The organism is Halopelagius longus (assembly GCF_900100875.1).
In the GTDB taxonomy this organism is placed as follows: domain Archaea; phylum Halobacteriota; class Halobacteria; order Halobacteriales; family Haloferacaceae; genus Halopelagius; species Halopelagius longus.
Genome location: NZ_FNKQ01000002.1, coordinates 753722 through 772649, shown reverse-complemented (window position 1 = coordinate 772649; position 18928 = coordinate 753722). Strand labels below are relative to the sequence as shown.

15 protein-coding genes, 1 tRNA gene and 1 other RNA gene are annotated in these 18928 nt (G+C 66.9%); 9 read left to right on the top strand and 8 right to left on the bottom strand.

What is annotated here, in order from left to right:
- The first annotated feature begins 38 nt into the window (after positions 1 to 38).
- The 7 genes from BLS11_RS09675 (at position 39) to BLS11_RS09645 (ending at position 8986) form a co-directional block, all read left to right on the top strand.
- On the top strand, positions 39 to 1865 hold the full coding sequence (locus tag BLS11_RS09675) for a type II/IV secretion system ATPase subunit (RefSeq protein WP_092536589.1): 1827 nt from the start codon (positions 39 to 41) through the stop codon (positions 1863 to 1865).
- Position 1866: 1 nt separating this feature from the next.
- Positions 1867 to 4035, top strand: a complete 2169-nt coding sequence (locus BLS11_RS09670; RefSeq protein WP_092536586.1) for a type II secretion system F family protein — start codon at positions 1867 to 1869, stop codon at positions 4033 to 4035.
- A gap of 47 nt (positions 4036 to 4082) precedes the next feature.
- Entirely contained in the window at positions 4083 to 4778 is a 696-nt protein-coding gene (locus BLS11_RS09665; RefSeq protein ID WP_092536583.1) for a class I SAM-dependent methyltransferase, read from the top strand.
- 86 nt (positions 4779 to 4864) lie between these two features.
- Positions 4865 to 5935 carry an NAD(P)/FAD-dependent oxidoreductase gene (locus tag BLS11_RS09660; protein ID WP_092537246.1) on the top strand — a complete coding sequence of 357 codons (1071 nt, stop codon included), beginning with the start codon at positions 4865 to 4867 and terminating at the stop codon, positions 5933 to 5935.
- A 92-nt stretch (positions 5936 to 6027) separates the two neighbouring features.
- On the top strand, positions 6028 to 7581 hold the full coding sequence (locus tag BLS11_RS09655; protein WP_175454421.1) for an HTTM domain-containing protein: 1554 nt from the start codon (positions 6028 to 6030) through the stop codon (positions 7579 to 7581).
- A gap of 254 nt (positions 7582 to 7835) precedes the next feature.
- Positions 7836 to 7906: transfer RNA gene (locus BLS11_RS09650), tRNA-Gly, on the top strand.
- Positions 7907 to 8152: 246 nt separating this feature from the next.
- A complete protein-coding gene (locus tag BLS11_RS09645) occupies positions 8153 to 8986 on the top strand; it encodes a YihY/virulence factor BrkB family protein (RefSeq protein ID WP_092536580.1) in 834 nt (277 codons plus the stop codon).
- A 111-nt stretch (positions 8987 to 9097) separates the two neighbouring features.
- Here the strand turns inward: BLS11_RS09645 and BLS11_RS09640 are convergent, their stop codons facing one another.
- From BLS11_RS09640 to BLS11_RS09620, 5 genes are all read right to left on the bottom strand, one after another.
- Positions 9098 to 10288 carry an AI-2E family transporter gene (locus tag BLS11_RS09640; protein WP_092536577.1) on the bottom strand — a complete coding sequence of 397 codons (1191 nt, stop codon included), beginning with the start codon at positions 10286 to 10288 and terminating at the stop codon, positions 9098 to 9100.
- Between the two features lie 355 nt (positions 10289 to 10643).
- Positions 10644 to 11531, bottom strand: a complete 888-nt coding sequence (locus BLS11_RS09635) for a YtxH domain-containing protein (protein WP_092536574.1) — start codon at positions 11529 to 11531, stop codon at positions 10644 to 10646.
- Positions 11528 to 11818: a hypothetical protein gene (locus BLS11_RS09630; RefSeq protein ID WP_092536571.1), complete on the bottom strand. Its 291-nt coding sequence runs from the start codon at positions 11816 to 11818 to the stop codon at positions 11528 to 11530. Before BLS11_RS09630 ends, BLS11_RS09635 begins: the two co-directional genes overlap by 4 nt.
- Positions 11815 to 12729, bottom strand: a complete 915-nt coding sequence (locus tag BLS11_RS09625; protein WP_092536568.1) for a hypothetical protein — start codon at positions 12727 to 12729, stop codon at positions 11815 to 11817. The genes BLS11_RS09630 and BLS11_RS09625 overlap by 4 nt, the downstream gene beginning before the upstream one ends.
- Before the next feature lie 150 nt (positions 12730 to 12879).
- Positions 12880 to 13224, bottom strand: coding sequence for a DUF7344 domain-containing protein (locus BLS11_RS09620; protein ID WP_092536565.1), 345 nt, complete (start codon positions 13222 to 13224; stop codon positions 12880 to 12882).
- Positions 13225 to 13490: 266 nt separating this feature from the next.
- Here BLS11_RS09620 and BLS11_RS09615 point away from each other — a divergent pair, with 266 nt between their 5' ends.
- Together BLS11_RS09615 and BLS11_RS09610 are read left to right on the top strand one after the other, a co-directional pair.
- Entirely contained in the window at positions 13491 to 16112 is a 2622-nt protein-coding gene (locus BLS11_RS09615; RefSeq protein WP_175454420.1) for a PAS domain S-box protein, read from the top strand.
- Positions 16113 to 16245: 133 nt separating this feature from the next.
- Positions 16246 to 16518 carry a Sec-independent protein translocase subunit TatA/TatB gene (locus BLS11_RS09610; protein WP_092536559.1) on the top strand — a complete coding sequence of 91 codons (273 nt, stop codon included), beginning with the start codon at positions 16246 to 16248 and terminating at the stop codon, positions 16516 to 16518.
- A gap of 126 nt (positions 16519 to 16644) precedes the next feature.
- Here the strand turns inward: BLS11_RS09610 and BLS11_RS09605 are convergent, their stop codons facing one another.
- The 3 genes from BLS11_RS09605 to BLS11_RS09595 all read right to left on the bottom strand — a co-directional run bounded on the left by BLS11_RS09605 (position 16645) and on the right by BLS11_RS09595 (position 18880).
- On the bottom strand, positions 16645 to 17940 hold the full coding sequence (locus BLS11_RS09605) for an MFS transporter (protein WP_092536556.1): 1296 nt from the start codon (positions 17938 to 17940) through the stop codon (positions 16645 to 16647).
- A 119-nt stretch (positions 17941 to 18059) separates the two neighbouring features.
- Positions 18060 to 18370: signal recognition particle sRNA (gene ffs / locus BLS11_RS09600), an RNA gene on the bottom strand.
- A gap of 93 nt (positions 18371 to 18463) precedes the next feature.
- Complete coding sequence (locus BLS11_RS09595) at positions 18464 to 18880, bottom strand: DUF7548 family protein (protein WP_092536553.1); 417 nt, start codon at positions 18878 to 18880, stop codon at positions 18464 to 18466.
- Positions 18881 to 18928: the final 48 nt, after the last annotated feature.

The following is an 18928-nucleotide window of genomic DNA, read 5'->3' as shown; positions in this document are numbered from 1 at the left end:
CCGACCGAAACGGCCGGTGACCTTCGGAAGGGGGACGCATGTCAGAACCGAACAACGAGAGGGGTGACGGCGGGGACGCGACGGATAGCCCCGCGGACGGATGGGGGTTCGACTCCGCGTTCGCGGACGTCAAACGGCGGTTCAAGCGGGCCGCGGAGGTTCTCCGCGGGTCGCACGTCGAGGTTCGGCCGTACCGTCCCGACGACGGCGCGTTCGGGACGTTCGACCCCCCGGACTCCGAGTCCGTCGTTGACCGCTACTGGGTGAACGCGCCGTACGCCCACGTCGTCGTCACCTACGACGACGAGGCGAGCGAACACCGCTACTACGCGGTCGAGCCGGATTTAGACGAGTTCCAACGCGACCTGTTGGATCGGGTCCGGGAGGACATCCGCGACCCGTTGCTCTACCGGACGAGCGCGGAACCGAACGAGGAGGAGACGCTTCGGAAGGAACTCCGATTGCTCCTCGAACAGTACGGCGTCGATATCGAGATGCGGCAGTTCCACGCGCTTTTGTACTACCTGCACCGGGACTTCCGCGGGTACGGCCGCATCGACCCCCTGATGCGGGACCCCCGCATCGAGGACATCTCCTGCGACGGGTACGACCTGCCCATCTTCGCGTACCACGACGACTACACCGACATCGAGACGAACGTCTCGTTCGGAAGCGAGGAACTGGACAGTTTCGTCATCCGCCTCGCGCAACGGTCCGGCCGACACGTCAGCGTCGGCGACCCGGTTCTCGGGACGACGCTCCCGGACGGGTCGCGCGCGGAACTCGCCCTCGGCGAGGAGGTGACGCCACGCGGGTCGGCGTTCACCATCCGCATGTACGCCGACGAACCGTTCACGCCCGTCGACCTGATACGGAACGGCACGTTCTCCGTCGAGCAGATGGCGTACCTGTGGCTCTGCATCGAGAACAACAAGAGCCTCATCTTCGCCGGGGGGACGGCGTCGGGGAAGACCACCTCGATGAACGCCGTCTCGATGTTCATCCCGCCGCGCTCGAAGGTGCTGACCATCGAGGACACGCGCGAACTGTCTCTGTACCACGACAACTGGCTCTCCTCGGTGACGCGGGAACGACTCGGCGAGGGGTCGGATATCGACATGTACGACCTCCTTCGGTCGGCCCTCCGTCACCGCCCCGAGTTCATCGTCGTCGGGGAGGTGCGCGGCGAGGAGGCCGTCACGCTGTTTCAGGCGATGAACACCGGCCACACGACGTTCTCGACGATGCACGCCGACAGCATCGAGACGGTCATCAACCGACTGGAGAACGAACCCATCAACGTGCCGCGGGCGATGGTCCAGTCGCTCGACCTGCTGTGCGTGCAGACGCTCACCCGATTCGAGGGCGAACGCGTCCGCCGGTCGAAGGCCATCGGGGAAATCGGCGGCATCGACCAGCGGACGGGCGAACTCGACTACTCGCGGGCGTTCCGGTGGAACGCCGACGCGGACACCTTCCGGCAGTCCGACTCCGTCCTCGTCGACGAGATACAGCGCGAACGCGGGTGGAGCAGGACCGAACTCCGCCGGGAGGTTCGCCGGCGCGAGCGGTTCCTCCGCCTTCTGGCCGAGATGGACGTCGCCGACTACCGACGCTTCACGGCGCTGGTCAACGAGTACTACGCCGACCCCGAACGGGCGATGCGGCGGTTGACGGAGCGAGCGGACGCCGACGAGGTGGCCGTGGCGGGCGACGCCGCGGATTCGGTCGGCGTCCGCCGCGAGGAGGCGGGCGGCCCCGACGGCGACGACGACGCCCCCGACGGAGGCGGGGCGGCGCGCGCGAACGACGGCGACGACGCGGACGGCGACGACGAGGAAACGGAGGCGGGCGCGGCCGACTGACATGCTCGTCGGCTACCTGCCGCTCCTCGCGGCGACGTTGGTCTGCGTCCCGTTCGCCTGCGTCCCGTTCAGCGCGCGGGCGCACCTGCTGGTCTCCCGCGTCTCGCTTCCCCTGTTCGGCCGGTACGTGGCGAACGAGAACCCGCACCGACGGGACCAACTCACCCGCCTCCGCGCGGCGTTCTCGGGGGAGACCCACCGCGTCTACGCCTCCCAGACGCTCCTGATGGCGGGGGCGTTCGGCGTCGCGGGGAGCGTCTTCGGCGTCTACCTCGCGGCGGGCGTGCTGCGACTCCTCGCCGTCTCCGAGGAGTCCCTCCGGGCGAGACTCCCCGAGGCGGTGGAGTTCCTCGCGGCCGTCGTTCGGGTGCCGAACCTCACCCCCGGCGAACTGTTCGTGCTGCTGTTGGTGTCGAGCGCCACCCTCGGCGCGACGCTGGCGGCGGGGACGTACTGGGCGCGGTGGCAGTACCTCGACTCGATGGCGCGCGCCCGCGGCGTGAAGGTAGACGCGACGCTACCGCGGACCGTCGCGTTCGTCTACGCCCTCTCTCGTTCCGGGATGCCGTTCCCGAAGGTGCTGGACACGCTCACGCGGAACCGAGACGTCTACGGGGAGGCGGCGCGCGAACTCGGCATCGCCGTCCGCGACGTGAACGCCTTCGGCACCGACGTGATAACCGCGCTTCAGCGCACCGCCGAGCGTACGCCGAGCGACAACGCCGAGGAGTTCGCCGAGAACCTCGCGAGCGTCCTCGGAAGCGGGCGGAACCTCGCGTCGTTCCTCAGCGAGCAGTACGAGCGGTTCCAAGACGAGGCCGAAGCCCAACAGAAGCAGTATCTCGAACTGCTCTCGGCGTTCGCGGAGATTTACGTCACCGTCCTCGTCGCCGGGCCGTTGTTCTTCATCACCGTCTTGGTCGTCGTCGGACTCGTCATGCAGGACACGCTGGGCCTCCTCGCCGTCGTCGGTTACGTCGGCGTCCCCCTCGCGACGTTCGGGTTCGCCGTCTACATCGACAGCATGACCGAGTCGATTCGCACCCCCGGCCGGGGCGACGGGGCGGACTCGTTCGAGACGGGCGTCGAGGTGACGGCGCGAACCGGCGGCGCTCCCCGCCCGGAGTCGCCGGCCACCGTCTCGGACGGCGGATTCGAGGCGGCCGACTCGCCGAACCGGGAGCGACTCGCCGTCTACGACCGGCTGAAGGGGGTACGAACCGCGTTCGAGCGACCCGGGCGGACGTTCCTCGAACGCCCGGCGAACACGCTGTTCGTCACGCTCCCCGCGGCGTTCGTCTGGTTCGCCCTCTCGGTCGGCCGGTCGGCCGAGGTGTCGGCGGCGCTGGAGACGGTGACGGCGGGTCCGGTCCCCGGCGCGTCCTCCGATGCCGTGATGACACTCGTCGCGGCGGTGGACGGACCCCTCGTCGTGGCGGCCGTACTCGTCCTCGGCGGCGTCGCACTCTCCCACGAGGTGGAGAAGCGCCGCCTCCGGCGCATCGAAGACGAGATTCCGGACTTCCTCGACCGGATGGCGAGCGTCAACGAGGCGGGCGCGACGGTGGTCGGGAGCATCGAACGCCTCGCGCGGACCGACCTCGGGCCGCTCTCGGCGGAACTGGAGCGCACGTGGCGGGACATCCGCTGGGGCGCGGACGTGCAGACGGCGCTTCGCCGGATGGAGGAGCGCGTTCGGACGCCCCTCGTCTCGCGGGCGGTGACGCTCATCACGAACGCGATGGTCGCCAGCGGCGACATCGCGCCCGTCCTCCGCATCGCGGCCGACGAGGCGCAGGACAGTCGTAGACTCCGCGAGGAGCGACGACAGGAGATGCTCACCTACCTCGTCGTCATCTACATCTCGTTTCTCGTCTTCCTCGGCATCATCGCGGCGCTGACCGTCGCGTTCATCCCGGCCGTCGAAGCCGCGGGTAGTTCGCCCGCCATCGGGAGCGGGGAGGTCGGCGGCGTCTCCACCGGCCTCTTCTCCGGCCTGCGGACCGTCGATACGGCGGCGTACGAACTGCTGTTCTTCCACGTCGCGGCCATACAGGGCGTCTGCTCCGGCCTCGTCGCCGGACAACTCGGCGAGGGGAGCCTCTACGACGGCGTCAAGCACGCCACCGTACTGCTCGCCGCCGCGTACCTGCTCTTTGCCTTCCTGTAGCGACCGCGGGTCGTCGCGCCTTTGTACGCCGACGGCAACCGGGAGGTATGGACGGCGAGGACGACGGACGCGGCCCGGACGGCGGCACCCCGGACGGGAACCGCCAGACGGACGCGGAGGCGCCGCGCGAGACGTACGACCGAATCGCCGAGCACTTCGCGTCGACCCGCGAGTACCCGTGGCCGGAGGTGTCGTCGTTCCTCGACGACCACGCCTCCGGCGCGCAACGAGGGCTGGACCTCGGGTGCGGCAACGGCCGCCACGCGGAGGCGATGGCCGAGAGCGTCGCCGCCGTCGTCGGCTTCGACGCGAGTCGCGGGTTACTCGAACAGGCGGTCGAACGGGCGACGGAGCGAGGGTTCGGCGTCGAACTCGTCCAAGGCGACGCCGCCGAACTCCCGTTCCGCGACGGCGAGTTCGATATCGCCGTGTACGTGGCGACGCTTCACCACCTCGGGACGCGCGAGGCCCGCGTGCGGAGTCTGTCGGAGCTAGCGCGCGTCCTCCGCCCGGAGGGTCGGGCGCTGGTCAGCGTCTGGTCCACGGAACACGACCGGTTCGATGCGGAGGAAGGGTTCGACACCACCGTCGATTGGACGCTCCCCGGCGGCGAACGCGTCCCGCGGTTCTACCACATCTACGCCCCCGAGGAGTTCGAGTCCGACCTCGGCGAGAGCGACCTGCGCGTGCGCGAGGCGTTCGTCTCCAGCGGGAACTGCTACGCCGTCGTTTCGCCAGCGTAGGTCGCGTGCGGTGCGGTTTCGCGGATGGTCGCCCCCGTCGCACTCGTGCTTTGCGTTTAAGTTCGGGGAAGAGTAACTCACGGATGATGAGTGAGACGGGCGACGCACGAGAGTACGAGGTAATCGTCGTCGGCGGCGGACCCGCCGGACTGCAGACCGCGTTGTACACGACGCGCTTGGGCCACGACACCGCGATCATCGACCGCGGGGGCGGGCGCGCGGCGATGATGCTCGACACCCACAACGTCGTCGGCGTCACCGAGGATATCTCCGGCAAGGAGTTCCTCCAGACGGGCCGCGACCAGATTCAGTCCTACGGGGCAGACTACGTTCGCGCCACGGTGACCGACGCCGAACGCCGGGACGACGGTCGGTTCCGCGTCGTCGCCGACGGGGAAACGTACGTCGGAGAGCGAGTCGTCCTCGCCGTCGGGTTCAACGACGTGCGCCCGGACCCGCCGCTTCCGCGCACGGGGAAGGGCCTGCACTACTGCCTGCACTGCGACGCGTACATGTTCGTCGACCGGCCGGTGTACGTGATGGGCCACGGCGACAGCGCCGCCTTCGTCGCCATGATCATGCTCAACTTCACCGACGACGTGGACATCCTGCTCCGCGGCGAGGAACCGCAGTGGAGCGACGAGACGGACGAACGCCTCCGCGCGCACCCCGTCGACGTCGTCGAGTCGGACATCTCGGGGATGCGCAAGTCCGACGACGGGTGGTTGGAGGCGTTCGAGTTCGAAGACGGGTCGGTCCGGCAGTACCGCGGCGGGTTCCCGATGTACGGGTCGGAGTACAACTCCGGACTCGCGGAGCAACTCGGCGCGGACCTGAACGACGACGGCACCGTCGTCGTGGACGACCACGGCCGAACGAGCGTCGACGGCGTGTTCGCGGTCGGCGACTTCACCCCCGGCCACAATCAGGTTCCGGTCGCGATGGGCGAGGGCGCGAAGGCCGGCATCGCACTCCACATGGAACTCCGAGAGTTCCCTCGTTCGCTCGACGACATCGAGGCGAACGGACCCGTCTCGCCGGACGAACTCCCCGGACTCGGGAGTCGCGTCCGCGAGGCCGCCGCCGAGTTCGAGGAGGCGCGCGCGCCGCCCATCGAATCGAACGCGGGTGCGGAACCGGCGGCGGACGACGACTGACCGCCCGATTCTCTCGCCTTCGGCGTCGTTCTCTCTTCCGAGCGGACACGATAGAATGATTCAATAGTCTTACCTGTCGTCGTCCCTTACTAATGGGAAGCACGGACTCCCCTCCATCCGCGACGAGCGCCCGCGCTCGTCTCTCCTCCGCCCTCGCGGTCCGACTCGGCATCGACACGCGCGCACTGGCGGCGTTTCGCGTCTCGCTCGGTCTGCTTTTGGTCGTCGACTTGCTGCTCCGTTCGCGCAACCTCGCCGCGTTCTACACCGACGCCGGCGTCCTCCCGCGGGCGGCGCTCTCCGAACAGTACCCGACGCTCTCGCGGTTCTCGATTCACGCGTTGTCGGGCGACGCGTGGTTTCAAGCCCTGCTCTTCGTCCTCGCCGGGGCGTGTGCGCTATCGCTACTCGTGGGATACCGAACCCGGATAGCGACGCTTTCGTCGTTCGTCCTCCTCACCTCGCTGTACGCCCGCAATCCCGGCGTGTTGAACGGCGGCGACTCCCTCCTGTGGCGACTCCTCCTCTGGAGCCTCTTTCTCCCGTTGGAGGAGCGGTGGTCGCTCGACGCGCTTCGGCGCGACGGCGCGCCGAGGCGGCGCGTGGCGAGCCTCGCGTCCGCCGCGCTGTTGCTCCAAGTCGTCGTCATGTACACCGTCAACGCCGCGTTCAAACTCCGAAGCGATCTCTGGGTCGGCGGCGACGCGGTACGGTACGTCCTGAGCCTCCAGCAGTTCACCGTCCTGATCGGGGACTCGCTGGCCGAGTTTCCGACGCTCCTCCACGCCGTCGACACGGCGTGGATGGGGATGGTCCTCTCGTCTGTGTTTTTGATCCTCCTCCGGGACCGACTGCGGACGGCGTTCGTCTCGCTCTTCGTCGGGATGCACCTCGGGATGCTGCTTACGCTCCGCCTCGGGCTGTTTCCGCTCGTCACGCTCACCGCCCTTCTCGTGTTCCTTCCCGCCTCGGCGTGGGACCGACTGGTCGCCCGACTGTCGAACCCGGTCGAACGGTCGGCGCGGCGGGTCGGCATCGATGCCGCACTCGACGGATGTCGCTCCCGAGCGCAGTCGTCGTCGGCCGAGTCGTCGTCATTCGGGGCGTCCTCGCTCGCGTCGCTCGCATCGGCGGCGGCGGCGGGCCGTCGGTACGCGGGGCGCGTCGCTCCCGCCGTCGTCGCCGCGTTGCTGGCGGTGATGCTCGTCTGGAACGCCATCGCGGTCGGATTGGTCGCCGCTCCGGTGACGGACTCGCGGTTGAGTCCGACGGACCACACGTGGACGATGTTCGCGCCGAACCCCCCGACGGTCGACGGCTGGTACGCCGCGCCCGGAACGCTCGAATCCGGCGAGCGAGTGGACGCCTTCCGCGAGTCGTCGGTCGTCGGCGACGAACGCCCGGCCACGCTGGCGATGTATCCGAGTGCGCGCTGGCGGAAGTACCTCGTCGGCGCGGTCAGCCCCGGACACGAGACACTCCAAGCGGCGTTCGGCGACTACCTCTGTCGGCGCTGGAACGGCAGTCACGAGGACGCCTTGACCAACGTCACCGTCTACTACGTGGAACAGCCGACCCGGTTCGACGGCCCGGAACCGACCCGGCGCGTCGAACTCGTGCACCGAACCTGTTCGACCGGCGAGTGAGTCGCGGTTCGACCGCCGTCCGTCGGTGCGGGTCGTGTCAACTACCGTCGGACGACGAACGCGAAGAGTAACACCCTTATTGTGGCGTCGAAAAGAGGTGAGTGAGCGCTGGCGTCACCAGAGCGCGAAGCGCTCTGGTTGGCGGACGAGACGCGAAGCGTCTCGTCAACGTCTCGACGTTCGAGACGAGTGCGCCGGTGTCTCCACCGAGTGTCACGAGGTGGAGGCTCGGCGCGAACGAACAGCGTGAGTGAGCGCCGGTGGTCTAGTGGTAGGACCTGAGCCTTCCAAGCTCATGGCCCGGGTTCAAATCCCGGCCGGCGCATTCTGCGAGGAACGAACGTGACGAGCGAATGCGTTACGACGGGATTCTGAATCAGGGAGCGAGCATCAGCGAGCGACCGCGGTTCAAATCCCGGCCGGCGCACTCCCTGCGGTCGTACGCCGCCCGACGTACCACTCGCGTTGCTCGTGGTACTCCCGGCCGGCGCATTTTCGCGACGAATCGTGCGCAGAGAGACATCCGCTGTCGCTCTTCCGGCCGAGTTTTACAAACCCCCGCGTCCCGTGGATGCGACTCGTGCGCGGAATCGAGTCGCTCCGGCGACGGGTTCGCACGAACCGGGTCGTCGTCGTGGTCGGAACCGTCCGCCGGGAGATTCGCGAGCAGAACATCCCGTTGCTCGCCGGAAGCTTCGCGTACCACGCTCTCGTGTCGCTTCTCCCGCTCCTCTTTCTGCTGTTCGTCGTGACGGGGTTCGTCGTGGACGAACCGCTGGCCGTGTTCGTCGTCGAGAGCACCGAGCGCTACCTGACGCCGGGCGAGACGCTCCTCGTCGCGGACGTCATCACCGACGACCAGAACCGCTTCCGCGCGTCGGTACTGAGCGTCGGGGTGTTGTTGTGGAGCACGCTCAAGGTATTCAGGCGGCTCGATACGGCGTTCTCAGCCGTCTACGGGACGACGGGCGAGGACTCGCTGGTCGACCGGGTTCACGACGGGGCGGTGGCGTTCTTCGCGGTGGTGTTCGCGGTGCTGGCGTTCTACGGCGCGACCGTCGGACTCGGAGACGTTCGCGGCTTTCCGGGGTTGGAGTACGTCCGTTCGCTGTTGGTGGTCCTCGGAGCGACGGTGGCGTTCCTCCCCCTGTACCTCCTGTTTCCCGACGTGGACGTCTCCGTCGCGGAGGCGATTCCCGGGGCGGTGGTCGCGGGCGTCGGGTGGGCGTTCCTCCAGCGCATCTTCGAGTTCTACCTCGAACTGACGGGCGAGTACCGGACGTACGGCGTATTCGGCGGATTCATCCTCCTCGCTCTGTGGCTCTACCTCGCGGGACTGTTGCTGTTGGGCGGCGCCGTCGTCAACGCGGTCCTCGGGGGTCGAATCGGGACCGCCGAGGAGTGACCGACCGCCGAACGGCGGTTCGGTTCGTCGGTTCGAGTGCGGCGTCTTCGCTCCTCCGGGTGACCGACGGGGACGAACGGAGCCTCCGACCGACGCGCACGGGCCTAGCCGTCACTCGCCGCCCGCCTCGGAGGCGTCGTCGTCGAGCGATTCCTCCCGCGCCGACACGGGGTCGCTTCCGACCGACTCGCCTATCGTCGCCGTCGGCGTGAGCGCCTCGCCGTGGAGGAGTTCGGGGAGGACGATGCGAATCGCTTCGAGCATCAGGATGAACACGATGGGAAGGAGGAAGAAGCCGTACCAGCCGAACAGCACCGGGCCGAGCAGGTAGGCGAACATCATCATCACCATGTCGAGTTGGCGGCCCGTGATGTACGGCTGAAGGAACGTCTGCGGGAGAATATCGAGGAGGAGGAAGTAAGCGACGAGCACCCCGGCGACGAACACGAGTTGGTTTCCGCCGAGGCGAATCGCCTGCAAGCCGAGGTAGCCGACCACCGGGAGGTAGACGACTTTGCCGACGACGATGGGAATCAGGCTGGCGACGCCGGTGAGAAACGCGAGCACGAAGACCATGGGGACGGTGAGTCCCGACGGCGCGAGGAGGTTCGTCCCCCAGTAGGCGGCCGCCGCGACGACTGCCATGACGACGACGAAGAGGAAGTTCCCGAAGAAGACGGACTCGATGTCCTCGTCGACGGCCGAGGCGTACGCGTAGGCCGTGGTGTCACCACCGCCGAACAGTTCCCGGAGGCCGTCGGAGAGTTCTTCGTCGTTCTTCAGGAGGAAGTACGAGAGCGTCACCGCCAGCGCCAAGAGTAACAGCGTGCTGACTATCGCCGACATCACCGTCAGACCCGCCTGAAGGACCTTCCGAAACGTCTGTTGGGGGTTCGTGACGACCTGCTGGGGGTTCTGAAGGACCGACGCGAGCATCTGGCGCTGCTCGCTTCCCAACGATCCGATGCCGAAGTACTGCTCGACGAGTGCGATCGGTCCGGTGGTACCGCCGAGCGACTGCTGGACCTGTTGGAACAGCTGAAACCCGGCGAAGGACACGATCGCGAAAATCGGGAGCAGTACGAGGAGGAGCGTCAGTGCGGCCGAGATACTGTCCGATCCGACGGTCCCTTTGAGGCGTTGATATATCGGACGGGTCGCGTAGTAGCCGAAGACGCCCAACACGAACATTCCGACGAACGAGTAGGCGATGTACGCCGCCGCCGCCGCGAGTACGAGAATGAACGCCCACCAGCCGATGCGAGCCCGGTCCTCCGGGGGTTTTACTCCGATTACTGACATGTTTGTGTACGGATAGGGACCTCATTTCCGAAATAGTTGTGGCAGCGTCTCCTCCGGCCGTAGAACGCCTCGCTCGGTCACAGAGTTCGGTAGCGCCGTCATCGTACCGAGCGGACTCGTTCGAGGTGTGTAGCACTACCCCCGACGTCACCGCGTTCGCCTCCGGGTGCGTAAGGTGGGCGCACTCGGGCGTGCGCGAGACGCAACTCGACGACGATCAGGATGAGGACGAGTCCGCCGATCAGCGCGAACCCGAGGTTCAGTTGGTTCGTGAGGAGAGTACTGCGACGGCTGTCGCCGAACGACGAGGCGAGTCGACTCCCCGCGGTGGGAACCGCGGCCTCCGCGTCGACGGTCAGTCGTCGCCATCGTCGCCGTCGCCATCGTCGCCGTCGCCGTCGTCGCCGTCGTCTCCGGCGTTCTTCGAGTCGAACTGTTCGACGAGGGCATCGACGAGGTCCTCCCGACTCTGGTTCGCCTTGATGTCGGCCTCCTTCGCCATCGACTGCAGTTCGCGGTAGGAGATGTTTTCGAGCAGTTCGCGGTACGTCTCGCGGCGGACTTCGCCGGGGTCCACCGAGTCCGGACTCTCCACTTCGGTCTCTTCGGCCTCCGACTCGGCCGCCTCGGCCTCGGATTCGACCTCCGACTCCGTCTCCTCGTCCGTCTCGTCGGCGCGTTCGAGCGTATCCTCGACGGTGCTCGCCGCCTCCGAGACGACCTCCTGCACTCGTTCGCCCGCATCTTCGGCCTGCTCTTTGGCCTCCTCGCCGGCGTCTTCGGCTTTCTCCTTGGCTTCCTCACCGGTGTCTTCGGCTTTCTCCTTGGCCTCCTCACCGGCGTCCGTCGCTTCCTCGACGACCGCTTCGGCGCTCTCTTTCGTCTCGTCCGCGGCGTCCGTCGCCGACTCCGCGGCGTCGCTCTCGGCGTCGCGAATCGACTCCTGCAGGTCGGCGAATGTCCGCTTGACCGACTCCGGGTCGCCGAGAGAGTCGTGTATCGACGCCGCGAGCGTCCGCTTGAGTTCGCCGGCGATCTCCGCCGGTCGCTTCCCTTGCTCGACGCCCTCGCGGACGGTTTCGTCCACCGTCGCGCCGAGGCGCGCGCCGAGGACGCGCCCCGCGCGAGAGCCGAACTCCCTGCCGACTTTCTTGCCCATCTTCTGGCTGTCTATCTGCGATTCGATTTCGTCGGCGATGACGCTCTTCAGCCCCGTGTTATCGTCGGCGGAGTCGCTACTCATGCATTCGCCTCCTGCGTCGAGTCGCTTCCGCCGTCACCGCTCCCCGACAACTGCGCGTCGCCGCCGACCTTATCGAGCATCTCGCCGACGAGCATATCGCCCGCGACTTCTCCGAAGAGAGCGCCGAGGGCACCTCCCAACCACTCGCCGGCGCGCGCGCCGAGGCGTTCGCCGAGGCCGTCTTCCTCCGTGACGCCCTCCCACTGAGTTCCTTCGAGGGCCTCCTCGTAGTCGACGTCGCTGAGGAGTTCCATCACGTCGATGCGGCCGAGTATCGACCCGCTCATGCTTCGGCCCCTTGGTCCTCCTGTCCGGCCTCGGAGTAGTCCTCGCCCTCTTCGGACTCCCCCTCTTCGGCCTCCGACTCCTCGCCTTCCTGCGCCTCCTCACCCTCCTGCTCGGCTTGTTCCTGTTCGTCTGCGCCTTCCTCCGCTTGGTCTTCAGACGCTTCCTGCTGTTCTTCCTCGCCGACGTCGGTGCCGAACAGTTGGTCGACGAGGCCGACGATGACCTGCGTCAGCACGTCCTGCAGGGGGAGTTCGTCGGCCACGTTCTTCGCCATGCTGCGAATCTTCTCGCCCATCTCCGGCGCTTCGGGGAGCATGTCCTTCAGCGACGGGAGCATATCGGAGAGACCGCCCATCAACTCGCCGGGCTTGTCGAGGAGGCCGGCGACGGCCGACAGGAGGTTCCCGACCAAGTTGCCGTCGCCCTTCTCGGCGGAGACGTCGAGGACGACTTCGTTGAGGTCGACCTCCAGTCCGAGGAGGTCCAGGTGCAGTCCTTCGAGGTCCAGAAACAGGACGCTGGTCTCGTCTTCGCCTTCGAGGCTCTCCTGCTTCTCGTCGGCCTCCTCCTCTTTGCTCTTGGCCGTCGCTTCCTTGAACTCGTCCTCCTCGCCTTCTTCGCCTTCGCTAGCCTCTCCTCCTTCCTCGTCTGCTCCTTCGCCTTGCTCTTCGTCTTCGCCCGCCTCTTCTTCGCCTTCGCTCGCCTCTTCTTCTTCCTCGCCTTGCCCCTCTCCCTCGTCGGCGGTCTGCTCTTGGTCGCTCTGCTCGTCCGCCTCCGACCCCTGTTCTTGGTTCTCTTCGCCCTCCGCGTCGTCGGTTTCCGCTTGTTCTTGGCCGCCGTCGGTCAGCAGACAACGGTTGACGTTCCCGGTTCGGCGTCGCCGGTCGGCGTTCGACGAGTCAGAAATCATGTGCTTATGACAACACGCCTCCATCGAGCAAGCCGGTTTAGCCTGTACTTGCAAGCCCGACGGAACCGGGGCGGCTGACGGCCGCACCGCTCCGGACTGGACGAATCGAGAGAGGCTGCGCGAGAAGGGGGACTCCGTTCTGCGAACCGCCTACACGGGCAGCGACTCGATGCCGTCTATCGCGGACTCGACGACCCGCCGCCGGGCGTCGAACTCGATGAGGCCGAGGTGCGCGAGTTTCGGCAGGTGCGTGTGATAGAGCGTGAGCGAGACGCTCTCGAACGTCTCCTCGGAAACCTCGTCGTCCGGCTCCGCCTCCTCGCGGGCGACGGCGCGCGCGAGCGTTCGGAGTTCGACGGGCGTCCCTGAGTCGGCAATCTTTGACAGCACGGTACGGCGTCTGCTGTTGGCGAGAGCCTCGAAGAGGTCGTCACGCGAGACGTGACTCGTCTCCGCCAGCGAGTCGGGTGGTAGGGGGGGAATGTGATTGCTCATCTATCTACTCGGGTCAGTCACCGGTGTCCGGTGCTGCTTGTCCGAACAATGACGAAGACGGCCAATAGCGTGTGGGGTTAAAATCATAGGCTCCATTTTCGCGGCGGCCGCTCCGTGTGACAACTGGATTGTACAACTCACGAATATACCCCTGATTCGGGGAGGCATTCAGACGGCTAATCGCGACAGAACGCACGTGTGATTGGGTCAGAATGTCCGTATTCCGTCAACGGAGATTTATTAACTGTCGTCGCTTTGAGCCGACAATGAGCCTCGAGGATTCACTCTCGGACTCCCTCGCGGAGACGCTCGCGGTCTTCGACGGGAGGGAATCGCCCCACGTTCCGCTTACGACGAGCGAAGTCTCCGAGGCGTTGGCCTGCACCCGTCGGACGGCGTACGACCGACTGAACCGACTCGCCGACGAGGGGTACGTCGAGACGAAGAAGGTGGGTGCGCGCGGGCGAGTGTGGTGGCGCGCACCGCAGTCGTCGGCGGGGAGTGCGGCGGAGTCGGATTCGACTCCGAGCGAGGGGTACGAATCGCTGTTGCTCGACGTTCTCGACGGCGCGGACGCGGGCGTCTTCGTCCTGAACGACGACTTCGAGGTCGTCTGGGCCAACGAGGGCGTCGAACGGTACTTCGGCCTCGACTGCGAGACGGTCGTCGGGCGCGACAAGCGCCGACTCTTGGACGAGGAGATTCTCGACGCCGTGGCGGACCCGGAGACGTTCGCCGAGACGGTGCTCTCGACGTACGAGGACAACACGTACGCCGAGGAGTTCGAGTGTCGGGTGACGCCCGGTGAGGGTCGCGCCGAGCGATGGTTGGAGCACCGAAGCCGACCCATCGAGTCGGGGCGGTTCGCGGGCGGACGCGTCGAACACTACTACGACGTCACCGAGTCGAAGCGTCTGGTACGGCGATTGAAGCGCTCTCACGCGGCCCTCGAACGGGAACTCGACGAGGCGTTCGAGCGAATCGACGACGCGGTGTTCTCTCTCGACGAGGAGGGGCGGTTCGCCTACCTCAACCCGCGCGCCGAACAACTGTTCGACCGCGACGCCTCGGAGGTGGTCGGCCGGCCCATCGACGTGGTGTTCCCCCAAAAAGAGCTGTCGGAGGGATGTGAGGCGATTCGTCGGGCGGCGAAGACGCAGTCGGCGGTGACGTTCGAGGATTACTTCGAACCGTTAGAGCAGTGGGTCGAAGGGCGCGTCCACCCCTCGGAGACGGGCACGTCGGTGTACCTCCGGGACGTTCACGACCGAAAGCGGCGCGAACGCGAACTGGAACGCTACGAGACGATTTTCGACACCATCGACGACGCCGTCTGCGTCTTCGACGAAGACGGACGCCTCGTGGAGGCGAACGACGCCTTCGAGACGTTGACGGGGTACCCGCCGGACGAGTTCGTCGGCGAGATGCCGACGGAGGTGATCGCCGAGGACATGTTAGAGAGCGCCCTCGAGTACTGCCGAGAGGAGTTCGAGGAGGGTCGAGACGTGGTGAGCGTCGACGCCGAGGTGGTGACGAAGGCGGACGAACGCGTCCCCATCGAGGCCCGAATCACGCGGTACTTCCCCTGCGAGAACTCCCACCGGTGGATAGCGGTCGTCCGCGACGTGACCGCACAGAAAGAGCAGTTACGGCGGTACGAACGCCAACGGGAGCGACTCACCGCCCTCAACAGCGTCAACGCCGTCGTCAGGGAGATATCCGACGCGATAATCAGTCGCTCGACGCGCGAGGAGATAGAGCACGCGGTCTGTGAATCGCTCGCGTCCTCGGAGTCGTACCTGTTCGCGTGGATAGCGGGCGTGGACCCGAGGCGGGGGAAGCTCACCCCCCGCGTCGAAGTCGGCGTCGAGGGCTACGTCGACGAGATAGACCTCTCCGATGCCCGGTCTTTGAACACGTTGGAGGAGAGCGGTCCCGCCAGTCGGGCCGTCCGGACCGGCGAGATTCAGGTCGTCAACGACGCTTTCACCGACGAAGATTTCGAACCGTGGCGTCACCTCGCGCGCGAGTACGGCTACCGGTCGGTCGCGGCCGTCCCCATCGAGTACGAGGGAACGACGTACGGACTCATCGGGGTGTACGCCGACCGCGAGAACGCCTTCGAGGAGGAGGAACGGCACGCGCTCGGCCCGGTGGGCGAAATCGTCGGTCACGCAATCGCGGCCAACGAGCGCAAACAGGCGCTCATGAGCGACGAAGCGGTCGAAGTCGAGTTCCGCGTCCCGGACCCGTTCGGCGGGTACGACGCGACGCTCCCCTCCGACGGCGTGTTCCGTATCGACCGGACCATCCCCCTCGACGACGGGACGTATCTGGAGTACGGGGTCGCCAGCGCGAACGTCCTCGACGTACTGGAGTCGCTCGTCGCGGAAGTGCCCCACTGGGAGTCGCTGACGACGTTCGAACGCGACTCCGCGCCCGACCGGTTCGAGCTGTACCTCTCGGAACAGCCCACCCAGTCGGCCGTCGCCTCCCTCGGCGGGTACGTCGAGTCCGCCGAGATGGTCGAGGGCCACTTCGAGTTGACCGTGCACCTCTCCGTCTCGACGGACGTCAGGCGCGTCATCGACATCGTTCAGGAGACGTACCCGGACGCCGAACTGGTCGCCCGCCGGATGGTCTCCGTCGACGGCGCGTTCCGAGAGCGCCTGCAACAGGAGTTCGCGGACGTGCTGACGGAGCGACAGCGCAACGCCTTGGAGACGGCGTACTACTCGGGGTTCTTCGAGTGGCCGCGGGAGAGTTCGGGCGAAGCGGTCGCCGAGTCGTTGGGCGTGAGTGCCCCGACGTTCCACCAACACCTTCGAAAAGCGGAGAAGACGCTGTTCCGACGGTTGCTCGCGGAGCGACCCGTGACGAGTCAGTGACGCCGCCACCGCGTCCGAGAGACTCAAACGCCGAAATCGCGGCGTACAAGTCCCGTCGCCCTCGTCTCACCCGTTTCTCGGGTGGCGAGATGCGGCTGACAAGTTGATAACGCCTCGGCTCGTAGAACGCTCGATGACATACAGCCTCGTGCCCTTGTTCCCCGGTATCCCCGGTGGACCGGAGATGCTCATAGTGCTCCTCATCGTCGTCCTGCTGTTCGGCGCGAACAAACTGCCGAAACTCGCGCGTTCGACCGGACAGGCGATGGGCGAGTTCAAGCGCGGCCGCGAAGACATCGAGACGGAACTCCGCGAAGCGACGGCGACGTCGGACGACGCCGAGAGCGACGTGGAGACCGAAACGGAGACCGAGACGGACGACACCGACCGAACCACCGCGGCCTGAACACGGTCACACCGAAAGCGCCGCGACACGTTTTTCGACCGCCGAATCACACCCGCGAGCCGACGGCTTCGCGCGTACGCCGGCTGAGTCGCGGTGCGTCCGGGCGTGTGACGGTCCGTCGCCGCGTCAGTCGCCCGGCGTCGGCGACACCGCCTCCGCGTTCTCCAACCGGTAGTACGTCGCGACGAACACGCCCGTCGCCACGAGGATGAAGCCGGCGGCGGTGAGGAACGCCGCCGTCGTGGAGACGAAGTCCTTGATGGTGCCGACGAGAACCGGCCCGGCCACCTGCCCGATTTTCCAGGAGGTGGAGCGAAGCGACATGCTCGAAGCCACGGAGTCGAACCGCTCGCCCTCCTCGACGAACAGCGCCATGCTCGCGGGCAGGCGGATGCTGTCCGCGACGCCGAGGAGGCCGTACGCGCCGAACAGCGCGAAGAACGCGCCGCCCAGCCGTTGGGTGTCGCCGAACGCCGAGAACGCGATGGGGTCGACGACCCCCTCGAAGAACAACGCCAGGGGGATGAGCGCCGTCCCGACACCGTAGAGAAATGCGCCGGCGGCGACGAACCGATGTCTCCCGCCGAGCCGGTCGGTCAAATCGCCCATGTACCCCTGCGCGAGCGTCTTCGTCAGTTTTCCGCCCGCGAGAATCCAGCCGATGGCGAAGGCGTTGATGCCGAACTCCACGCGGGCGAAGATGGGGAGGAAGATGATGACGGCCATCTTGCCGACGCTGAACGCGAGGCGGAAGAAGACGAGCGAGCGAATCATCGGCCGGTCGAGCAGAGCGCGGAGCGTCTCGACGCCCGTCGCCTCCTCGGGGTCTTTCATCCCGCCGGGGTTCGACCGGAGGTAGCGCCACACGAGGAGGAACGCGACGACGGTGACGGCGCTGAGGACGGCGTACGTCAGCGCGAAGTCGTAGGCGTACAGCAGGTAGCCGCCCACCACGTCGCCCGCGAGACTGGAGAACGCCGCCACCTGATTGTACCCGCCGAGCCACCGACCGCTGGCGTCGTCGGGGCTTATCTCGCCGACGACCGTCGAGCCGGTTATCCAGAGCATGCTCGCGCCGAGGCCCTGCACCATCCGCACGAGGACGACGTGCATCGAGTTCTGCACCAGCGTGAAGCCGAAGAAGACGACGACGTTGAGAGCGAGGCCGGCGAGCAGGTAGCGCTTGGCGTTGCCCGTGTCCACCTTCCGCCCGAGGGGGAGGACGATGAGCAGTTGGACGACGGCGAAGGCGGTTCCGAACAGTCCCTCGACGAACCCCGTCGTCCCGAACTGCTCGGCGTAGAGCGCGAGTGCGATGAGTATCGTCGAGTACGCCTGACTCCGCGCGAACGCCGTTCCCGCGAGTGCCGCGAACTCCCGGTCACGAAAGAGCGCCACGGTGCCGCCGCCTCGCGAACCCATCGTCGGTATTCGAATCGAAACGGAGTTGTCCGGTATAAATCACACCATACGGGAAGTGTACGCGGTGTTTCGTCGCGAGAGACCCGTCGCTCGGGGCGGTAGTGTCGATGAGGTATGAGTGGCGGACGACGGGTTTGCCCGGCGTTCCGGCACGGGTAGTCCCGGTTGCCTCCTCCACCCCGCGATCCCTCGAGCGACGCACGTCCGGCGGTCCGTTGCTCGCTTCCGCGCCTGGCGGGGTATCACCGGTAAACCGCGTACAACCGACCCTGCGGTCGGTTTCCGCGGTCCGCTGTCCCCGAGGGACGAGGCTTCTAAGTTGGCTCCCGGGGCCCGCGCCGGTCTGACCGGACGCCCCCGGTTTCGGTCCCCGCTGAAGGCCGAAATTGCGGGAAGTGGGCAGGGCCTGGCTGCCCGACCTAGTCCATTCTCACCTACCCGGTCGGCACATAAGGGGCTTTCGACTCGGGGTCGGTCCAATCGGCGGACGGCGGGCAGACGGGAGAGCGCGGCCGTCGGTGCGTCACTTGAGGGTCCCGCGCGCGTACGCGGCGGCGGAAACGGCGACGACGGCGGCGACGGCGACGACGGCCCAGCGGTGGTTCTCTATCCACGCGTACTCCGGGGGGAAACTGAACACGAGGGTCGAGTCTATCGACACCGCCCAAAGCAGGGCGAATCCGAGCATGGCGAGGCCGACGACGACGACGAGTCCGGCGACGGTGACGGGGTCGGTTCGGCCCCCTCTGCCGGCGAGGAAGACGACGACGCCGAGCAACCCGAGGAAACCGACGACGGAGATACCCACCGGGCCGGCGGCGTAGTAGGCGGCCACGCCGACGCCCGACTGCGTGACGAGAAGCGCCGGAGCGAACACGAGGGCGGCCAGAAGGAGGCAGGCGACGGCGCCGACGGCCGAGGCGACGGACTCGGTGTTCATACCGGGCCGTCGGAACGCTGTTTTGTTAAAGAATTCGACACGCGATTG